A 19,537-nucleotide genomic window follows, 5' to 3' on the forward strand; every position below is an offset into this window, starting at 1 on the left:
GTCAGCGCCAAAGGAGTCAGGGAACGGGGGGCGGCTTCGCCGCCCCACCCCAACACCATAAACAAGGACAAGACAAAGCCCAAACACCGCGACATTTCAATTTAGCTGGAAGCACGACAATTGAACTTAGCGGGGACATTATGTACTTCTGCGCACAAGCGCACCGAGTAGCCCCATGCACTCAGTGCATGCTGTAGAGCCTTGAGATGTCGACATGTTTCGACATAGGCTTGCGCCCGAACTTCGCGTGCGCGCTCACGCGGCGTACCGCAAACGCGTGACGCACCCGCGCGTGCCCACCGTGCATCGTGCCTTCAACCGTCCAGTCCACATCCTGACGCACGCCAGCGTCTCCGTCTCCGGCAACCTCGAGATGATCTTCAGCGATCGAATGAAACGGATAGACGGGCAGCGACGGAATCTGCATCGACGGGTCACCCGACACGTCGTGCGCACGACAGACGGGATCGGCCTCGCACATCCTGTCGAACACGACGTAGCCGCCGAACAGCAATACGAGCGTCACAAGGCTCAGCGCCGGCGCGGTCCTTGTGCGAGGCCGCCGCCCTGCGGCATCGTGGACGAAACGCGCGATGCGCGCGCGGATTTTCCGGTTGAGCAGGATTCGCATCGTTCGACGAGCGTAAACGGGCTTCGCATCCCGCCTAGCGCTCCATCGCCGCATCGTATTGACCGCGGCATGCCGCACCGTTCAGGCGCGCGCGTTTGAGCAACGCGTTCTGCGCATCGCGCGCATTGCCCGCCTCTCCCTTCCACACGGCAAGCGGCGGCTCCTGCAGCGCGCGCCCATAAGAAAAACTCAACAGCCACGGCCGCCCTGCGATGCGATTCATCGCGTCGAGATTGGCCGTCGCCTCCTCGGGCGTCTGCCCACCGGACAGAAAAAATATACCCGGAACTTCAGCTGGAACGGCACTGCGCAACAGACGAACCGTCGCATCGGCGATCTCCGCGGGCGCCGGCATCGCGGCGTGCTCTTTGCCCGGAACGACCATGCTGGGCTTCAGCAACATATGCGCAAACACGACCCGATGCCGATGCAAGGCGTCGAAAACCTCGTGCAGCACGGCATCGGACACTTGCGCGCAGCGCTCGATCGAATGATCGCCGTCGATCAACACTTCCGGTTCGACGATCGGCACGATGCCGGCTTCCTGACAGATCGCCGCATAACGCGCCAACGCCTCGGCGTTCGCATCGATCGCGACGCGACTCGGCAGCGTCGCGGATACGTTGTACACCGCGCGCCATTTCGCGAAACGCGCGCCCTGCTTCCTGTACCCGTCGAGACGCTTCGCCAGCCCGTCGAGCCCTTGCGTGATTTCGTCGCCGGGCGCATGAGCGAGCGGGATCTTGCCCGCATCGACCTTGATGCCGGGCACGATATTCTGGCGCGCGGCGACTTCGGGCAATGGCGTACCGTCGTCCGCACATTGCCCCAACGTTTCTTCATACAGGATCACGCCGCTGATGAATTCGCCGAGGCCCGGCGTCGACAGCAACAGGCTGCGCCATGCGCGACGGTTCTCCTCAGTCGATTCGACTGCAATCGTCTTGAAGCGCTTCGCGATCGTCGGTCCGCTTTCGTCGGCGGCCAGCAAACCTTTGCCATTCTGTACGAGTGCCTGGACCGTTGCCTGGAGTTCGCTGTCGGTGTTCATGTCATCCTCCATTTCTCATCCTATTCTTTGTCGTCGCACAGTCAGAATGCAAGGCGCTCGCCAGGCATCACCCGTTCGTGTAGGAACTGCATTTTCCGTGCTAGGACACGTGCCGCTGCTGCGCCGCGAGCGCGCCAATCGTTTGCATCGCCCTTTCGACGACGGTCGTCCACGGATGACCATAGTTGAGCCGGACATAACGGCGAAATTCCCCTGTCGCGGAAAAGATCGGCCCCGGCGCAATGCTGATGCCGCTTTCCATCGTGGCGCTGAACAAGCGCAGCGCATCCACGTGCGCCGGCATTTCGATCCAGACGAAATAACCGCCACGGGGCGCAAAAGCTTCGGTTCCCTGCGGAAAGTACGCGCGAATGGCGGCCAGCATCTGCGCCTGATTCGAAGCGAGATTGCGCCGCAAGCTGCGCAGAAAGCGGTCGTATCCGCCCTCCTTCAGATAGCTCGAAATGGCCAGTTGCGCGGGCACATCGGCCGGCGGCGCCGCAACGCATTTCGCCTGCTCGATCTGATGCACGTAACGCCCCGCCGCGACCCAGCCGATTCTGAAACCCGGCGCCAGGCATTTCGAAAACGAGCCGCAATGCAGCACCAGTCCATGGGTGTCGTACAACTTGGCGGGACGCACCGGCGTGGTGCCGAAATACAGCTCGCTATAGACATCGTCCTCGATCAGCGGCACCTGATGTGCGGCGAGCAGATCGATGAGCGCGCGCTTGCGCTCATCGGACATCGTCGCGCCGGTCGGGTTGTGGAATGACGTCATGAACCAGCATGCGCGAATCGCGTGCTGGTCGAGCGCGACGGCAAGCGCGTCGAGGTCGAGCCCCGTCAGCGGATCGACCGGAATTTCCACCGCTTTCAGATGATGGCGCTGCACGGCCTGCAACGCACCATGAAATGTCGGGCGTTCGATCGCGATCGTATCGCCCGGGCGCGTCAGCGCTTGCAGGCTCAACGTCAGCGCCTCCAGCGCGCCGGTGGTGATCACGATTTCCTCCATCGGTAACGCAGCGCCTGCGATCAGGTAACGCAACGCGATCTGTCGGCGCAGTTCCTCATCCCCGGGCGGGAATCCGGACAACATCTTTTCGTGATCCATATTGCGTGCGACCGACGTGAAGCAACGCCACAGGCCGCTCATCGGAAAAAGCGAATCGTTCGCGAACGCCGAGCCCAGTGCAACGATGTTCTTGTATTTGATCGAATCCATCAGCCTAAGCAGCGCATCGTCGGCGATGCCCGGTGCGTCGGACGTCTTTCGCGCCGGACCGCGGTTCGATCCCGACCGATTACCTTCGACATCCGAAACGAAATAGCCGGAACGTGGCCGCGCGACGATCAGGCCCTCGCTCTCGAGCAGGTAGTACGCGCGAAACACGGTTGCAGGGCTCACCTGATAAGCACTACTGGCGGCACGAACGGTCGGAATGCGCGCACCGGCGGCCAGATCGCCGCGTCGGATCGAACCGGCTATCGCTTGTGCCAGCGCCGCGTAACGCTTCATGCCCGCCCCCCGGCAAATCCGTGTCTCGCTCGCAAAAAGAGTAGCACGTCAAACGTCCCGCACGATCGTTTCCTCACATCTGATCCGGTCGCTTTTGGCGGGTTCTGATCCTTTTCTTTCGTTCGGTTCGCAGGCATGCTCTCGCCACCTGCTCACCCGACGTCGATCCATCACGGAAATCACGGTGCGCAGGGGCTGATTCGGGGTCTGGCTCGTTCGCGCGGGTTCTTGTCTGCCGATGTCAATAACCACACGCAGGAGACCAGCGTGAATTCGAAGACCCTCATTGCGGGCCTCGTGGCCGCTTTCGCCCTCAATCTGTGTGGCGGTGCCGCCGACGCGGCCTGCATCAGCGACCCTCCGGCCCAGCCCGACGCAACGTTTCCCGCCGGCACGCTCACCGGCAAGCTCGTCTATCACAGCTATGTCAACTACGGCGACGGCACGAGCCAGCTCTTCCTCTACGACTTCTCGGCGCACACGCTGACCCAGTTGAGCAAGAGCGCGTGGGGCATCACCGACCCGATGAACGCCGTGTTCAGCCCCGATGGCAAGTGGCTCACGTTCATGGGCGTCAGCAACGACGCATGGAACGTGTTCATGTATCAGCTCGGCACCCGCAACCTGCCGGTCAACATGACGAACAGCACGGGCACCACCCGCAACGAGGATCCGAAATTCAGCGCGGACGGCAAGACCCTGGTGTTCAAGCAGAACGGCAACGTGATGCAGGCGACGTTGTCGTATACGAGTGCAGGCCCCGTCTTCACGTCGGTCGTGAGCCTGTCGAACGCGCCCGCCGGCGGCGAATATTCGATGCCCTTTCTCGCACCGGACGCGAGCGCCGTCTACTACGCAACCGGCACCGGCGCGAACATGGGCCTGATGAAGCGCACGATCGCGACCGGCGTGACGGCCGTATTCGATCATCCCGCCGGTCTGCAAACCTACTATCCGATCGTGCGCGCGGACGGCATGGTGTTCTACGCACGCTGGAAGGACTCGAGCCAGCTCGATCAGATCTATGAGAAGACCGCTGCCCCGGCATCGACGCCGAATCAGCTGGCGCTCAACGATTGCGTCAGCAACAACTCCGACCCGTCTCCGGTGAGCGGCACGAATTATCTGTTCTTCTCGTCGACGACCGCGGGCGGCTATCAGCTTTACGTCGGCGACGTCACGACCGGCCAGCGCTGGAGCCTATCGCAGTTCGGCGTGAACGCCGACACGACGAAAGCCAAGCTCGGGTCGAGCTACTACGGCGGTCCGGCCGCCAATCAGACCATGCTGCTTTCGCAAGGGCACCCCGCTTCCGCGTCGGCCAGCTATAACGCGACGCTGACGCCCGACAAGGCGTTCGACGGCAACACCACCACCACGCGATGGGACTCGCCGGAAGGTCTCGGCGTCGATCCTCAATGGCTCTCCGTGGATCTCGGGGCGGTGAAGAACATCAGCAGCATCGATCTCTACTGGGACGCGGGCGCGCTCGTCTATCAGATCCAGACATCGAACGACAACGTGAACTGGACGACGATTTACGCGACGAGCACCGGCGTCGCGTGGGGTCACGTCACGCTGCCGAATCTCAACGGTCGCGGCCGCTACGTGCGGATGTACGGCACGAAGCGCGCGACACCATGGGGTTACTCGCTTGACGAAATGCAGGTGTGGGGGTCGTAAGCGGTTGAAACGTTTCAAGCACGATACGGCACGATGCTTCAATCGAGCAACCCCGATTCAAAACGTAACGCAGTGTCCGACAAGAAACATACTGTTACCACATCAGGAAAATTCTATATTTGTCAGTCATTACAATCGGAACGAGTTACGCCATAATCATTATTAGATATTAATTTTTAGTCATTTTTCACCGATATCCCGCGCGACGAATCGGAAAAATCGCTATTCATCAGCACACCTCGTCGGCATTAATTGCATCGCAATCCTATTTAAATATTATATTTTTCGTAGTATGACCATACTTTAATCATCTCTCATGCATGGATAGCGTGTGGCGAGAGGGAGACGGCGCCTTGCGTTTCATCACCTCGAATGTATGCTAGCTATCAACTCCGAACGGAGGCCGCGATGTCCTCTTCGTTTCGAATTCATGCTCTTCATGTTTCAGCCATTTTCGCTTCGATGTCCTGTGCGAGCGTCACTGCCATCGCGCAAACGGCCGCACCAGACCCGGGCACGCAGCAATATGTCATCTCGTACGTCTGCGGCGATGCGCAGATCGACGGGAGAGCCCCTCTTCCACGTGACGGGCGTCCGTACAACCTGGGTGTGTCGTTTGCATCCGCTCAATCCGGACATCCGCTCGCCAACGTTCAGGTCCGGTTGAGGCGACATGGTCGCGTCCTCGTCGAATTCAACGCATCGGGGTCGCGCTGCCTGTTCAGCGTGCCGGATGCGAGCTACCGGATCGAGGGAACGTACCAGGGCGAAACGAAGTACGCGATCGTCGAAACAGGTGCGTTGAACACACAACTGCAGTGGTAAGTCGTCTGCCCGACTGCCCTTCGCGAGTGAGCGTGATCAGGACGCTCACCGCATGGGCATGGAATCGAGGAGGGATGCATGGCCAGTGCCCATCAACAGAATGCCGCCGCGCCCCGTCGGACGAAATCGTCCTGGGGACCGGCCAAGAATACGGCGCTCAGCTTCATCGCTTTTGCCGTGATCTTCGGGATATTTGCGCATCCAAAGCGAGACGTCAGGGACGAACGCGTGAACATCGCGTATGACATTCCTCACGTGATAGAAAAAATAATCAGCATGACAGACAGTCAGGATGCGGCATCAGCGGTCAAGCCGACCGCCGATGCCACGACAACCACGACTCAAGCGGCACCGCCACCTGAAGCATCAGCGGCATCACCGCTGAAACCCGAAGTCGAACCGACGATCGCGCCCCGTGTCATCGCGGATGCCAGCCCGACGCACATCAACCCGTCGCACGCATCGCCCGCGATTGTCTCAAGACACACCCGCCCCTCGCACGCATCGTCCGTGGCCGTCGCGAACAACGCGCATACGCGTCCGGCAGGCAGCGTCAGCAAAAGGGAGTATGGCGACGCGCATCGCCATCCGCGAACTCAGTATCTGGCAAGCGCGAGAACACGGATGCATGCCGCTTCGAGACCGCAACCGTACGGCGGCGATACATGGCACATGCAAACGACGAGCGTCACGCATCAGGACCTGGAAGGTGCCCGAGCGCTCGCCAAGGCGCGATGGTGCGCGCAGGTCGACCAATGGCGCTGTGTCGAGCAGAACGCGAGCCGAGCGCTCGCCATCGATCCGGAAAACGGCGAATCGCGAGCGCTGCTCGGGCAGGCGATCCGGAACCGACTTTGAGTCGCGCTCGGAACAGCCGGACTTCCGGCCATTCGACGCGAGTGAGGACAACCTATGAACAATATTCACAAGCGTAGCCTCATTGCCGTTCCCCGCAACCGGCGGATGCTTCTTCAGGCCCCACTGATGTTCCTGCTCGTTGCATCCGGCACGTGTGTTGCCGCCGAAGGCGACGTGCAGTCGAACGGACCGAATGAAGTGGCCGAGACAAATGGCGCTTCAAGCACGCAGAGCACGCCAAGCACCCAGCCGGCCGATGCGGCGTCGGTACGCGCCGAAGTATTCGGCCTCGCGACAAGCGGCGGTGCCGTCAAGGCGATCGACGAGGCGAAGGCCCGGCCCGACATCTTCTCGGCGTTCGATTTCGCCCAACTGGAAGAGCTTTCGATCCGCCAGCAGGTGCGCGGCGGACGCGACAAGGCGCGCTCGATGACGAGCCCCGATCGCTTCGACGGCCTCGACACCGCATTGAAAGCCGCGGACTCACTCGACGCGACAATGCCGGTCACGCCCGAGTACTCGCCGGTGAGAACATCGCTCGCAGGCGATCGCACGGTCGCCTATGCCGCCCGCGGCGACATGCAAAAGGCGGTGACGACGTTCGAAACGATCCCGCCGGATGCGGAGGTCTCGATCGACGCGCTGGCGGGCGCGGGCGACGCCTACCTATATCTGAACGAGCCGGGCAAAGCCGGCGTCGCCTATCAACGCGCACTCGCGCAATCGAAGGTAGCGCCGTCGGACCCTGCGTCGCGCGGCTTCCAGTACGGCGCGCACACGCGTCCGATCGATCTGCGCGAAGGGTTGTTCTGGTCGTATATCGATCAAGGGCGAGCGCAGGACGCGAGCACCATGATTGACGAGATCGGCAAGTCGTTGCCACCGGCCGATCAGGTTCATCCGTGGGATCCAGCGAACGACGATTATCTGCGCTATTACCGGCTGCGCGCGCAATACCTGATCTACTCGGGCAGGACCGACGAAGGGATCGCCGAGCTGGAAAAGCTCGAAAAGCAGGTGCCGTTCAACGCCGAAGTGCGGGACGCGCACGCCGGCGCCGTGTCGGGGCAATCGCATCCGCGTCAGGCGATCGCGATGTATCACGCGACGATGACCGACCACCCCGATAGCGTCGAGACGCTCGCCGGGCTCGGCCGCGCATCGCTCACGGCGGACGATTACGCGACGGCGACGAAGATCGACCAGACCCTCGACAACACGTTTCCGGACAACGGCTCGGTGCGCTCGTTCAAGCGCGACTACAACGCGTACCGCAGCCCGGTGATGACCACGGACGTGAGCTTCGAGCACGGCAACAGCGCGCTGGCCGACAACGAGTTCACATCGGATACCTATCTGTATTCGCAGCCGTTTGGCGACAACTGGCGCGTGTTTTCCCATACGTTTTACGGCTTCGCAGACACCGACATCGGCAACATCAGCCGCACGCGCACCGGGGTCGGCGCCGACTATCGGCATGGGCCGCTCACGTTGCAGGGCGAAGCCACCCGCTCGTTCGGCCCGGACGGCCGGACCGGCGGCCGTGGCTCCGTCACCTACAACTTCGACGATTACTGGACGGTGACCGGCTCGCTCGACAGCGACGACAACACGCTGCCGTGGAAGGCCTATGTCGCGCACATCTGGGGCCGAGCCGCGAACGTCGACCTGACGTACCGCCAGAACGACCGCCGCGAGTTCAATCTGAGCTACGGCGTGAGCCGCTATAGCGACACGAACCTGCATCAGGAAATTTCGGCGACGGGCACGCAGCGCGTGTACACGTCCGCCAACCAGCAGATCAACGTTTCACTGAATGTCGGCACCGACAGCAACACCCGGCAGGACGCCCCCTACTTCAGCCCGCGGCGCGACTATTCGGCCGCGGCGACGGTCATGCATCAATTGCAGCTGTGGAAGAAGGGCGACATGTCGCTGAAGCAGCGCATCTATGTATCGGGCGGTGCATACAACGAGAGAGGGTTCGGCACCAGCGCGCTCTGGGATGCGCGCTACGAACACCAGTGGACGTTCAAGCACGACATCACGCTGAGCTACGGCATCGACGTCAACAGCCACGCTTACGACGGACAGCGCGAGCGCACGGAAACCGGCTATCTGTCGCTCAATCTGCCGTTCTAGTATCGGGAGGCAAGGTCATGCAATCGAGACGGACCTTCATGTGTGGATGCCTCGGCGCATTCGCGGCTTGCTCGCTGTTTCCGCGCGTGGCCAACGCGAAGCTGATCGACCTGCTTCCACCATCGGACCCGGTGGACGGCAAGACGTTTCGCGTAATTTGCGCGCACGACGTCCGCGACAATCTCCTGGCGACGTTCAATACATCCACGATGGTCGATCCGTATGCGATCGATACTGGTACGCTGACCTCGATCTTTTCCTGGCTGCAAGCCAACAACTACCACACCATCACCGTCAAGCAGATCGAGGAAGCGCGGCACGGCGGCCGGCCGCTGCCGCCCCGCGCCGTGCTGCTCACGTTCGACGACGGTTTCCGCAGCCACTACACGAAAGTGCTGCCGCTGCTGCAGCGCTTCAAGTATCCGGCGGTGATGGGCATCGTCACCAAATGGATCGACACCCCCGACAACGAGCCGATCCAGATCAGCGACAAGGTCCAGGTGCCGCGCGACGCCTTCATGTCATGGGACGAAGTGCAGAAGGTCGGTTCGTCGGATCTGGTCGAACTCGCCTGTCACACGCACGATCTGCATCATGGCGCGATCGCCAACCCACAGGGCAACGAGTTACCCGCGACCACGTCGCATCTGTATCTGGAGGATCAGAAGCGCTACGAAACCGACGAGGAATTCGACGCGCGAGTGCGCAACGATCTGCAGACCTGCATGCGAAAAGTTCATGACCGGACCGGGGTGACCATTCGCTCGATGGTCTGGCCGTACGGCGCGGAAAACCATCCTGTGCGCAAGGTGGCCACGTCGCTCGGCATGGATATCCAGTTCAGTCTCGATGCCGGCCCGAATACACCGGACGTGCCGCTCGACCGTCTGCGCCGCATTCTGATGATGTACGACACGGATGTCGGCGACTTCGAGCGCTCGATACGCGAGCCCGCGACCAACCGCGGCGACGTCGACGTCGTCGAGCGCGTCGTGCAGGTCGATCTCGATCAGGTCTATGACCCGAACCCGGCGCAGCAGGAAAAGAATCTCGGCGTGCTCGTCGAGCGCATCTACGAGATGAAACCGAAGTCGGTCTATCTGCAGGCGTTCGCCGATCCGAAGGGGACGGGCGTCGCGGAGTCGGTCTATTTTCCGAACCGGCATCTGCCGATGCGGGCCGATCTCTTCTCGCGCGCCGCATGGCAGCTCAATACGCGCTCCAATGTTCAGGTCTACGCATGGATGCCGGTGCTCGCGTTCCGTCCGCCGCCGGAAAAGCTGCATGGTCTCGAGACCGTCAGCGCATACGGCGGCGCGCCACCGCGTGAGAACCAGACGCGCGGCTTTCGCCTGAGCCCGTTCGATCCGAACGCCAGGCTGATGATCGAGCAGATCTACGAGGACATGAGCAAATACGCGTCGTTCAGCGGCATCCTGTTCAGTGACGACGCGGTGCTCGACGACTACGAGGACGCGAGCAGGCACGCGCTGCAGGCGTATGCGCAATGGGGGCTGCCGCGCGACATCGGGCAGATTCGCGCGAAGCCCGACCTGATGGAGCGCTGGACCCGGCAGAAGACGCGCTATCTGCTGGACCTGACGCGGCAACTGGAGCAGATCGTCCTCGCGAACCAGAACGCGGGGGACGTGCTGACCGCGCGCAACATCTTCGCTCAGCCGGTGCTGAACCCCGAATCCGAAGCCTGGTATGCGCAGAACTACGACGACTTCCTCAATACCTACAACTTCGTCGCGTTGATGGCGATGCCTTACATGGAGCAGGCGTCGAATCCGGACCGCTGGCTGGACCAGCTCGTCGACATCGTGTCGAAGAAACAGCGCGGCTTCTCGAAGACCGTGTTCGAACTGCAGTCCTACGACTGGCATGCGCGCAAGGAAATTCCCGCCGGCACGCTGCTGGCGCAGATGCGGCAGCTACGCCGCCGGGGTGCGGTGAATTTCGGCTACTACCCGGACAACTTCCTGCACGACCAGCCGGATCTCGAAGCGATGCGGGACGTCATGTCGCTCAAGTCCCGTCTCGACCGGACATCGATCAACGCGCTGATGCAACCGCAGCAGCACAAAGGAACGACGGCACAATGACGACCCACGCGCACGACTTCATTCAGCATCTGCAGAACTTCGTTTTCTACTATCCGTTCTTCATGTCGTACCTGTGGATGATAGGCGGCGTCGTTCACTTCTTCCTGCTCGAAGAGGGCCGCGTGCTGTCGAAGGAAACGATCGCATCGAGCGGGATGCCGAAGGTGTCGATCGTCGTGCCCTGCTTCAATGAAGGCGCGAATGCACGCAGCGTGATCGGGCACCTGAGCCGGATGGACTATCCGAACTACGACATCATCGCGGTCAACGACGGCAGCAAGGACGGCACCGGCGACATCCTGAACGAGCTGACCGCCGCCATCCCGAGGCTCCTCGTGATTCATCACGCGCAAAACGAAGGCAAGGCGGTGGGTCTCACGACCGCGGCGGCCGTCTCGAACGCGGAGTATCTGGTTTGCATCGACGGCGACTCGCTGCTCGCGCACGATGCGATCGAATGGATGCTCGAGCACTTCATCGCCGACCCCGGCGTCGGCGCGGTGACCGGCAACCCCCGCATCCGCACGCGCACGTCGCTGCTCGGCCGCATGCAGGTCGGCGAATTTTCGTCGATCGTCGGGCTGATCAAGCGCACGCAACAGGTGTACGGCCGCATCTTCACGGTGTCCGGCGTCGTCACGATGTTCCGCAAGACCGCGCTCGCCGACGTCGGCTTCTGGAGTTCGGACATGCTGACCGAGGACATCGACATCAGCTGGAAGCTGCAGTGCCGCGACTGGCGCGTCGTGTACGAACCGCATGCGCTGAGCTGGATCCTGATGCCGGAAACGATCAAGGGGCTCTACCGCCAGCGGCTGCGCTGGGCCAAGGGCGGCATTCAGGTGCTGCTCAAATACTCGCGCACCATCGCGACACCGACGCGGATGATGATGTGGCCGCTCTTCGCGGAGTATCTGATCGGCATCGCGTGGGCCTATTCGATGTCGTTCATTCTGCTGCTGTCGTTCATCAATCTCTTCTATCCGCTGCCGCCGGAATGGCACGTGTCGGTCGTCCCGCACTGGCACGGCATGCTGCTGGTGGCGACCTGCGTGCTGCAGTTGATCGTCGGCTGCATGATCGATCGACGTTACGACGAAGAACTCCTGATGTACTTCCTGGACACCGTCTGGTATCCGGTCGCTTTCTGGTTGATCAACATGATCACCACCGTCGTCGCCCTCCCCGCCGTCGTGCTGCGGGGCCGCGGCAAACGCGCCATCTGGGTCAGTCCCGACCGAGGAATTCAACATGAAGAACGCGCCGATTATTGACCTCTCTCTCCGCTCCCCGGGCCAGATGATCGCCGAGCGCGGCGTCATCGCCGGATCCGCGCGGGTCTTCTGGTTTCGCCTCGCGCGGCCGGCGCTGGTCGGCGCGGTCTGGGCATCGATCTGCATCTATACGTACCGCTATCTGCTGCCGTTCAACGAGGCGGAGATGCCGATCGAGCAACTGGTGTTTTATGTGACGTGCATCGCGATCATCGCCTGCGCGCTCGTCACCTGGCTGATCGCGGCCCGCGTCGTGCATCCGTTCGCGTACCGGTGGCGCGTGTCGAAGATGCTGCGGCGCTCGGCCAGCCTGAAGGGAAGGCCGGGGCCGGCGGCCGCGCTGATGAAATCCGCGCGGCCCGACGGGAAGCCGGCATCGCGCATCCTGATTGCGTCGCACGACGCGAACGGATTGATTTCCGCGATCAGATGGGCCACGCGCGCCGCGCCGCGAACGAGCGAATGGGTGACCGAAGAATCGGGCCGGGCCGTCTGGCACGGTGTCGGCGCGCCGCGCCGCCACACTTGACGGAGGTGACATATGTGCGGAATCGTCGGAGCAAGCGGCTGGAGCAATCAGGTGCCGCAACTGGTCAACGCACTGAGCAGGCTGGAGTATCGCGGCTACGACTCGTGCGGGATTGCGCTGCAAAGCGGCGGGCGCATTCGCAGCGAGCGCACGTTGCAGCGCGTGACGGACCTGCAGCAACGCGTGATGACGCTGGGGCTCGAAGGGAAAACCTGCATCGCCCATACGCGCTGGGCCACGCACGGTGCGCCGTCCGAAACGAACGCGCACCCGATCATGTCGGGCGACACGATTGCGGTCGTGCACAACGGCATCATCGAAAACCACGAGGCCCTCAAATCCGAGCTGCGGCAGCGAGGCTACGCTTTTCGCGGCGAGACCGATACGGAAGTGATCGCGCATCTGATTCACAGCGAGTATCGCGACGATCTGTTCGACGCCGTCATTCGCGCCGTCAAACGCCTGCGCGGCGCCTATGCGATCGCGGTGCTGAGCGCGCGCGAGCCGCAGCGCCTCGCGGCCGCGCGCGCCGGCTCGCCGCTCGTGATCGGCATCGGCCCGCAGCAGAACTACCTCGCGTCCGACTGCGCGGCGCTCGGCGATCTGACCGAACGCTTCATCTACCTCGAGGACGGCGACGTCGCATTGATCACGCCGGAGCGCATCCGGATCGTCGATGCGGCCGGGCGCGAAGCGAAGCGCCCGCTGTGCCGGGTCGAGGCGCGCGATAGCGATGCGGGCCTCGGGCCATTCCAGCACTTCATGCAGAAGGAGATCTTCGAGCAGCCGAAGGCGATCGAGAACACGCTTGCCGGCATCGACGCGATCTCCCCCGCTCTGTTCGGCCCGCGCAGCGAAGCGCGCACGATGCTGTCGAGCGCGAAAAGCGTGCTGCTGCTCGGCTGCGGCACCAGCTATTACGCGGGGCTCACCGCGAAATACTGGCTCGAAAGCATCGCGGGCGTGCCGGCCCAGGTCGAGATCGCGAGCGAATACCGCTATCGGGAATCCGTGCCCGACCCGCGCACGCTCGTCGTCGGCATTTCGCAATCGGGCGAAACCGCCGATACGATCGGCGCGATCGAGCACGCGCGCGGCATGGGCCAGGATCGGTCGATGGCGATCTGCAACGTCGCGACGAGCACGATCGCGCGCAATGCGCCGCTTCGCTTCCTGACGCAGGCGGGCATCGAACTGGGCGTCGCATCGACCAAGGCATTCACGACGCAACTGGTCGCGCTGTATCTGCTGACGGTGACGCTCGCGCAGTTGCGCGGCAGGCTCGATGCCGCGCGCGCGGCGGCATGCCTGCGGCAATTGCGCGAGCTGCCGGCGCGCATCGGCAACGCGCTGGCGCTGGAGACCCAGATCATGGGCTGGGCCGACGATTTCACGCGAATGGAGAATGCGCTGTTCCTCGGGCGCGGCATTCATTTTCCGATCGCGATGGAAGGCGCGCTGAAGCTCAAGGAGGTGTCGTACATCCATGCGGAAGGCTACCCGGCCGGCGAACTGAAGCACGGCCCGCTCGCGCTCGTCACGAGCGCGATGCCGGTCGTCACGATCGCGCCGGACGATCGCCTGTTCCAGAAGCTGAAGTCCAACATGGCCGAAGTGCGCGCACGCGGCGGGCGGCTCTACGTGCTCGCGGGCCACCATCTCGAGATCGACGCCGACCACGACGCGCGCCTGATTCGCCTGAGCGAACCGGGCGACGCGCTGTCGCCGGTCATGCACGTGGTGCCGCTGCAACTGCTCGCTTATCACGTCGGCTGCGCGCGCGGCGCCGACGTCGACAAGCCACGCAATCTCGCGAAATCGGTGACCGTCGAATGACGCGGCGGCCGATGCGCGCGGCGGACGGGGCCCGCGCGAGCGGACCGACGGCGGCCCGGTCCGTCGCGTGCGCGATCCGCGTCGCGTGCAGTACCGCGTGCTGCGTCGCGTGCTGTCTCGCCGTCGCGTCGAGCCTGGCCCCGCCGGCCGCGCACGCGGCCGCGACGACGTCGCACCAGGCCGTGCCCCGCCCCGCTTCCCGGCAAAGGGACACCGGAGACCCGCGACGCTTCATGCACGGCATCGGCGTGGCCGACGCCGGCAACGGCAAGCGATGGGTCTTCTTCAGCAGTTCGGGCCTCCCGCCGCGCGGCGCGTTGCCCGACGGCAACTGGCCGCATGACGTCTACGTCGGCGAATGGTCGCCCGGCAGTGCGCACATCGCGCACATCCACACGTTCATCAGCCGGCCGGAAGCGCAGGAGCCGGTATCGATCGCGCAGAACGCGCACGGAGACATCTTCGTCACGTTCGAGGACGGCTGGAATGCGCCGCAGGAAGTCAGCCAGCGGTACGGCGTCTATCGCCGGAACCTGAAACCGGTCAAGCCCTATCCTCACGACGTCGAATCGGGCGGGCACTCGGGGCACGTCGCCGCGGTGGGCGATCGCTTCGTCGTCTTCTATTCCGCCGATTGGGTCGACGGTGGCGGGGTCGACAATCTCGGCACCGGCGGCGGCGTCTATCTGAAGACGTACGATGCCGCCGGGCGGGTGCTGAACCACGTCGACGTCGCGCCGCACAGCCGCGAGTGGTGGCCGGTAGTTGCGGGCTCACCGCACAAGGCGCTGCTGGTCTGGCAGAAATACATCCCGGACAGCACGAACGCCACGCTCGACTATGCGCTGTTCGATCCCGCGACGGCGAAGCTGGACAAGCTCGGCGAATTGAGCGAAGCCATTCAGTACTACGTCTACGCCGCCGCTTACGTGCCGTCGATCGACCGCTTCATCGTCGTCACCACGACGGCGAACGGCCGCGGCGCCGCGATGCTGATCGATCCGGACGGCCATCGCACGGCGATGCTGGATTGCCTGCCGGCCACGGTGCGGGAATCCAGCGTCGGCGTCGCGGGCGCCGACGTGTATGTGCCGACGCACGACGGGCGGCTGCTGGCGCTCGCGCTTTCGCCCGGGCAGATCACCGTGCGCGGCGCGCAGCGCTCGCCGATTCCGTGGGGCACGACCGGCATCGCCGGCTTCCCCGCAAACGGCACGACGATGCATTTCGTGTCGTTGACGACCGCGGGCGTACGGGAAGCCGATTTTGCCGATTCCGCCGATGCTGCCGATGCTGCCGATTCAGCCGCCATGCAGGAGACGGCGCTCGCCGATCCGGACGAACGATGTTCCAGCCGGCAATGACCCGGCGCTTGTGCGCCGCACCATGACCCGATGCAACCGGTTTGCCTGCTTGCGCGGAGGGTTGGGCGTATCATCATCCGAACCCCGAGTGAACACCCAAGCGAACCCCCGAGGCAGCCGATGCACGTCCCCGAAGCAGCGCCCGTCAACCGGCCGCCGGTCCTGGTCGCGACGAAAGTATTTCCGCCGCGCCTGCCCGCCGGACTGATCGACCGGCCGCGGCTCGACCGTCTAGCCGAGCAGTCGGAAGACAAACGGCTCACGGTCATCAAGGCGCCGGCCGGCTTCGGCAAGACCTCGCTCGCACTCACGTGGCTCGACCGCTTGCGCGCTAACGGCGCGCAGGTCGCGTGGCTCGCGCTCGACGCGGACGACGACGAGCCGGCGCACTTCTTCCACCATCTGGCGCAGGCGCTGCACAACGCGTGCGACACCGTTGGCGCGTCGGCGATCGGCCTCATCGAGGAGGCATCGCTCGTTCCCGCGCAATTCGTCGTATCGACGCTGATCAACGAGCTCGTCGACGTCGACGACGACGTCTATCTGTTCGTCGACGACTACCACCTGATCAGCCTTCCGGCGATTCACGACGCGATGTCGTTCTTCGTGTCGAACGCGCCGTCGCACGTGCACGTGGTCGTCTGCACGCGCACGGACCCCGCGCTGCCGCTCGCCCGGCTGAGGGCGCGCAACGATCTGATGGAAGTCGACGCGTCGGCGCTGCGTTTCGACTTCGACGAAACGCGCAGCTTCGTCGAGCACGAATGCCCGGGCAAGCTGCGCGCCGCGAGCGTCAAGTCGCTGTTCGCGAGCACCGAAGGCTGGGCCGCGGCACTGCGCATTTCCGCGTCGGTGCTGTTGCGCGACGATGGCAAATCCGGCCGGGAGCCGGTTGCGCCGTCCGGCGCGTCCCGGCCGTTCGCCGCTTACATCCAGGACATGCTCGAACGCCTCCCGGCCGAGATGGTCGAGTTCATGCTGCGCACGTCGATACTCGACCGGCTGACGGCGTCGCTGTGCGAAGCCGTCACCGGCGTCAGCGCGAGCCAGGCGATGCTCGAGACGATCGTTGCGCGCCAGCTGCTGCTCGAACCGATGGATCCGGAAGGGCATGAATTCCGCTATCACCATCTGATGGGCGAGTACCTGCGTCAGCGGCTGGACACGCAGCATCGCGACGAAGTGGCGGACCTGCATCACCGCGCATGCCGGTGGTATGCGGCACAGGAGCAATGGACCGACGCGGTCCGGCACGCGATCGCGGCAGGCGCGACCGACGATGCGATCTCGCTGATGGGCCACTGCGCGATGGCGCTCGTCAGAAAGGGCGACCTTCTCACGCTGCTCGGCTGGCAACGGCAGTTTCCGGCGCACCTGATGCGCGGGCAGGTCAGGGTCACGCTGGCGATCGCGTGGGGCATGGCGCTCGCGATCCGCCCCGACGACGCGCTCGCGATGCTGGACACGATCGAGCGCGACGCCGGCACGAGCGCCGACCCCGACGCCATCCGCTGGGAATGCCAGGTGGTCCGCTCGATCGTCGCGGCGCTGCAGGACGACCCGCAGCGCGCGCTCGCGATCGCGCAGCGTTGCCTCGACCAGCCGTCGACCGACACCTGGACCATCAACTCCGCATCGAACGTCGTGCGCTTCGCGCACTGGAAGGCGGGCAATCTCGACGCACTCCACGCGACGCCGTGGATCCCGTATTCGATCGAGGACGACCCGCGCAACGCGTTCGCGTCGATCTACCGGCTGTGCCTGCTCGGTCATGCGGAAATGCAGCAGATGCACTTCGGCCTGGCCGAGCGGTATTTCGACGATGCGATGCGGCTGGCCGAGCGTCACGCTGGCCCGCAATCCGTTTCCGCCGCGCTGTGCGCGCCGATGATCGCGCAGATCCGGTATGAGCAAGGCCGGCTCGACGATGCCGAAGCGATGCTCGTCGAGCTCATGCCGGTGATCGACGCGGCGGTGCTGCTCGACAGCGCGCTGATCGCGTATCGGCTGCTGATCCGGATCGCGTCCGCGCGTGCCAATACGGTGCAGGCCTACGCGCTGCTCGATCAGGGGCAGGCGCTCGGGCATGCGCGCCGCTGGGACCGGCTGATCGCGGCCGGCCTCGCCGAGCGCACGCGGCTCTACCTGATCGATCGGCGGACGGCGGAAGCCGCGGGATGCGTCGCACAACTGCAACAGCTCGCGTCGCCGGGCGCGGCGGCGTCGCGTGCCGTCTCGCCGGAGGTCGAAACCAGCTACGCGCTCGCGGCCGCCTATCTCGCGCTGGCCGAGATGCGGACGCAGGACGCAGCCGACATCGCGACCGCCGCGTTGCACGCCGCCGATGCGCGGCATGCGAACTATCTCGCACTGCGCTTGCGAATCGTGCTTGCGCTCGCCCGGCTCTACGCGAACGAACGCGCGAGCGCGGTCGATCTGTTTCGCGACGTGCTGAAGGACGCGGCGGCGGCCGGCATCTACCAGTCGATCATCGACCTGTGTCCGCAAGTCGGCTCGCTGCTGCAAGCCGTTCGCGACGACACGCGCCCGACCGCGCAGACGAAGGAGTTGCTGCGCTATGTCGATCACTTGCTCGATGGCTGGCGCGCGCTGTATCAGGTGGGCGACAAGCCCGGGCGGGACGCCGGGCGGGAACCGCTCAGCGCGCGGGAACGGGGCATCGTCGAGCTGATAGCCGACGGACAATCGAACAAGGAAATCGCGCGCACGCTCGGCATCGCGCCGGAAACCGTGAAGACGCACGTGAAGAGCATCTTCGTGAAGCTCGCGGTCGACAAGCGCGCGCAAGCCGTTGCGCGCGCCCAGTCGCTGGGGCTCGTGAAGCACGGCTAGCCGGCGGGTCGATCAGCTCGCGGGTTGCCGCAGAAACCCGCGTATCACCGGCGCGACTTCCTTCGCTCGCGTGACGAGGAACAGATGGCCGTCGTCGATCACGTGAAGCGTCGCGCGGCGGATGCGGGCCGCCAGGATCTTCGCGTTCACGAGCGGCACGATCGGATCGTCGTCGCCGTGCATCACGAGCGTGGTCTGGCGCAACCCGCCGAGCCACGGCAGGCTGCTCCAGCCCGTGGCCGCCAGCAGCTGATAAAGATAGCCGCGGCCGCGCGGCGCCTGGATGTGCCGGCGGTGCTCGTTCAGCAGCGCGGGATCGCGCCGGTACGCGCCGCCATAGATTTCCGCGCCGACCTGCCGCAGATAGTCCGGATCGGTATACCGGCGCGGGCCGACCAGCTTCGACAGCACCGACAGCTTCGCCGGCACCATGATCACGCCGGGCGACGTCGCCGCGAGAATCAGCCTGCGGCAACGCACCGGATACAGGTGCGCGAACTGCTGCGCGAGCGCGCCGCCCCACGATACGCCGAGCACGTCGACCGGCCCGTCGTAGCCGAGCCGCGACAGCAGCTTGTCGGCGAGCACGGCGAGCGTCGAGAAGCGATACGGCACGATCGGCGCAGGCGAGCCGCCCACGCCCGGAATGTCGAAGATGACGACGCTCACGTCGTCGAGCGCGGTGACGAACGGTTCCACCAGTTCGAGGTTCGCGCCGATCCCGTTGAAAATCAGCAGCGGCGGCGAAGCGTCGCTGCCCTGCCGCGTCGCGACGCGCAGCATCCGGCCATCGAGATCGACCATCCGGATCTGCATTCCGGAGAAATTATCGGAGTTGAGTGGCATCTCTGTCATTCGATC

At 64.2% G+C, this 19,537-nt stretch carries 14 protein-coding genes; 10 read left to right on the forward strand and 4 right to left on the reverse strand.

All coding sequences use genetic code 11. The features are described 5' to 3' along the window. Window positions 1–181: 181 nt before the first annotated feature. From HZI36_RS20070 to HZI36_RS20080, 3 genes are all read right to left on the reverse strand, one after another. On the reverse strand, window positions 182–526 hold the full coding sequence (locus tag HZI36_RS20070) for a hypothetical protein (protein WP_179404412.1): 345 nt from the start codon (window positions 524–526) through the stop codon (window positions 182–184). 139 nt (window positions 527–665) lie between these two features. Next, entirely contained in the window at window positions 666–1,682 is a 1,017-nt protein-coding gene (locus HZI36_RS20075) for a class I fructose-bisphosphate aldolase (protein ID WP_179404413.1), read from the reverse strand. 100 nt (window positions 1,683–1,782) lie between these two features. Beyond that, the gene (locus HZI36_RS20080; RefSeq protein WP_179404414.1) at window positions 1,783–3,204 is read right to left on the reverse strand and encodes an aminotransferase-like domain-containing protein; all 1,422 of its coding nucleotides are present in this window, start codon (window positions 3,202–3,204) and stop codon (window positions 1,783–1,785) included. A gap of 267 nt (window positions 3,205–3,471) precedes the next feature. Here HZI36_RS20080 and HZI36_RS20085 point away from each other — a divergent pair, with 267 nt between their 5' ends. The 10 genes from HZI36_RS20085 to HZI36_RS20130 all read left to right on the forward strand — a co-directional run bounded on the left by HZI36_RS20085 (window position 3,472) and on the right by HZI36_RS20130 (window position 18,676). Then, window positions 3,472–4,887: a discoidin domain-containing protein gene (locus HZI36_RS20085; protein WP_179404415.1), complete on the forward strand. Its 1,416-nt coding sequence runs from the start codon at window positions 3,472–3,474 to the stop codon at window positions 4,885–4,887. A 408-nt stretch (window positions 4,888–5,295) separates the two neighbouring features. Then, complete coding sequence (locus HZI36_RS20090) at window positions 5,296–5,712, forward strand: hypothetical protein (protein ID WP_425485272.1); 417 nt, start codon at window positions 5,296–5,298, stop codon at window positions 5,710–5,712. 78 nt (window positions 5,713–5,790) lie between these two features. Then, window positions 5,791–6,570 carry a hypothetical protein gene (locus HZI36_RS20095; RefSeq protein ID WP_179404416.1) on the forward strand — a complete coding sequence of 260 codons (780 nt, stop codon included), beginning with the start codon at window positions 5,791–5,793 and terminating at the stop codon, window positions 6,568–6,570. A 54-nt stretch (window positions 6,571–6,624) separates the two neighbouring features. Next, complete coding sequence (gene pgaA, locus HZI36_RS20100; protein WP_246327147.1) at window positions 6,625–8,712, forward strand: poly-beta-1,6 N-acetyl-D-glucosamine export porin PgaA; 2,088 nt, start codon at window positions 6,625–6,627, stop codon at window positions 8,710–8,712. Between the two features lie 17 nt (window positions 8,713–8,729). Next, window positions 8,730–10,820, forward strand: a complete 2,091-nt coding sequence (pgaB, locus tag HZI36_RS20105) for a poly-beta-1,6-N-acetyl-D-glucosamine N-deacetylase PgaB (protein WP_179404417.1) — start codon at window positions 8,730–8,732, stop codon at window positions 10,818–10,820. Next, a complete protein-coding gene (gene pgaC / locus HZI36_RS20110; RefSeq protein ID WP_179404418.1) occupies window positions 10,817–12,094 on the forward strand; it encodes a poly-beta-1,6-N-acetyl-D-glucosamine synthase in 1,278 nt (425 codons plus the stop codon). Before pgaB ends, pgaC begins: the two co-directional genes overlap by 4 nt. Further along, window positions 12,072–12,623 carry a Biofilm PGA synthesis auxiliary protein PgaD gene (locus tag HZI36_RS20115; protein ID WP_246327148.1) on the forward strand — a complete coding sequence of 184 codons (552 nt, stop codon included), beginning with the start codon at window positions 12,072–12,074 and terminating at the stop codon, window positions 12,621–12,623. Before pgaC ends, HZI36_RS20115 begins: the two co-directional genes overlap by 23 nt. Window positions 12,624–12,635: 12 nt before the next feature. Next, window positions 12,636–14,459 (forward strand): glutamine--fructose-6-phosphate transaminase (isomerizing), encoded by a 1,824-nt coding sequence (gene glmS, locus HZI36_RS20120; RefSeq protein WP_179404419.1) that lies wholly within the window; start codon window positions 12,636–12,638, stop codon window positions 14,457–14,459. Then, the gene (locus HZI36_RS20125; protein WP_425485273.1) at window positions 14,456–15,823 is read left to right on the forward strand and encodes a hypothetical protein; all 1,368 of its coding nucleotides are present in this window, start codon (window positions 14,456–14,458) and stop codon (window positions 15,821–15,823) included. Before glmS ends, HZI36_RS20125 begins: the two co-directional genes overlap by 4 nt. A 120-nt stretch (window positions 15,824–15,943) precedes the next feature. Beyond that, on the forward strand, window positions 15,944–18,676 hold the full coding sequence (locus HZI36_RS20130) for a winged helix-turn-helix domain-containing protein (protein WP_179404420.1): 2,733 nt from the start codon (window positions 15,944–15,946) through the stop codon (window positions 18,674–18,676). A 12-nt stretch (window positions 18,677–18,688) separates the two neighbouring features. On the opposite strand, the gene phaZ is transcribed toward HZI36_RS20130, so the two are convergent. Continuing rightward, window positions 18,689–19,522 (reverse strand): poly(3-hydroxyalkanoate) depolymerase, encoded by an 834-nt coding sequence (gene phaZ / locus HZI36_RS20135; protein WP_179404421.1) that lies wholly within the window; start codon window positions 19,520–19,522, stop codon window positions 18,689–18,691. Window positions 19,523–19,537 lie beyond the last annotated feature (15 nt).

This window comes from Burkholderia guangdongensis (assembly GCF_013403875.1).
Lineage (GTDB): Bacteria > Pseudomonadota > Gammaproteobacteria > Burkholderiales > Burkholderiaceae > Burkholderia > Burkholderia guangdongensis.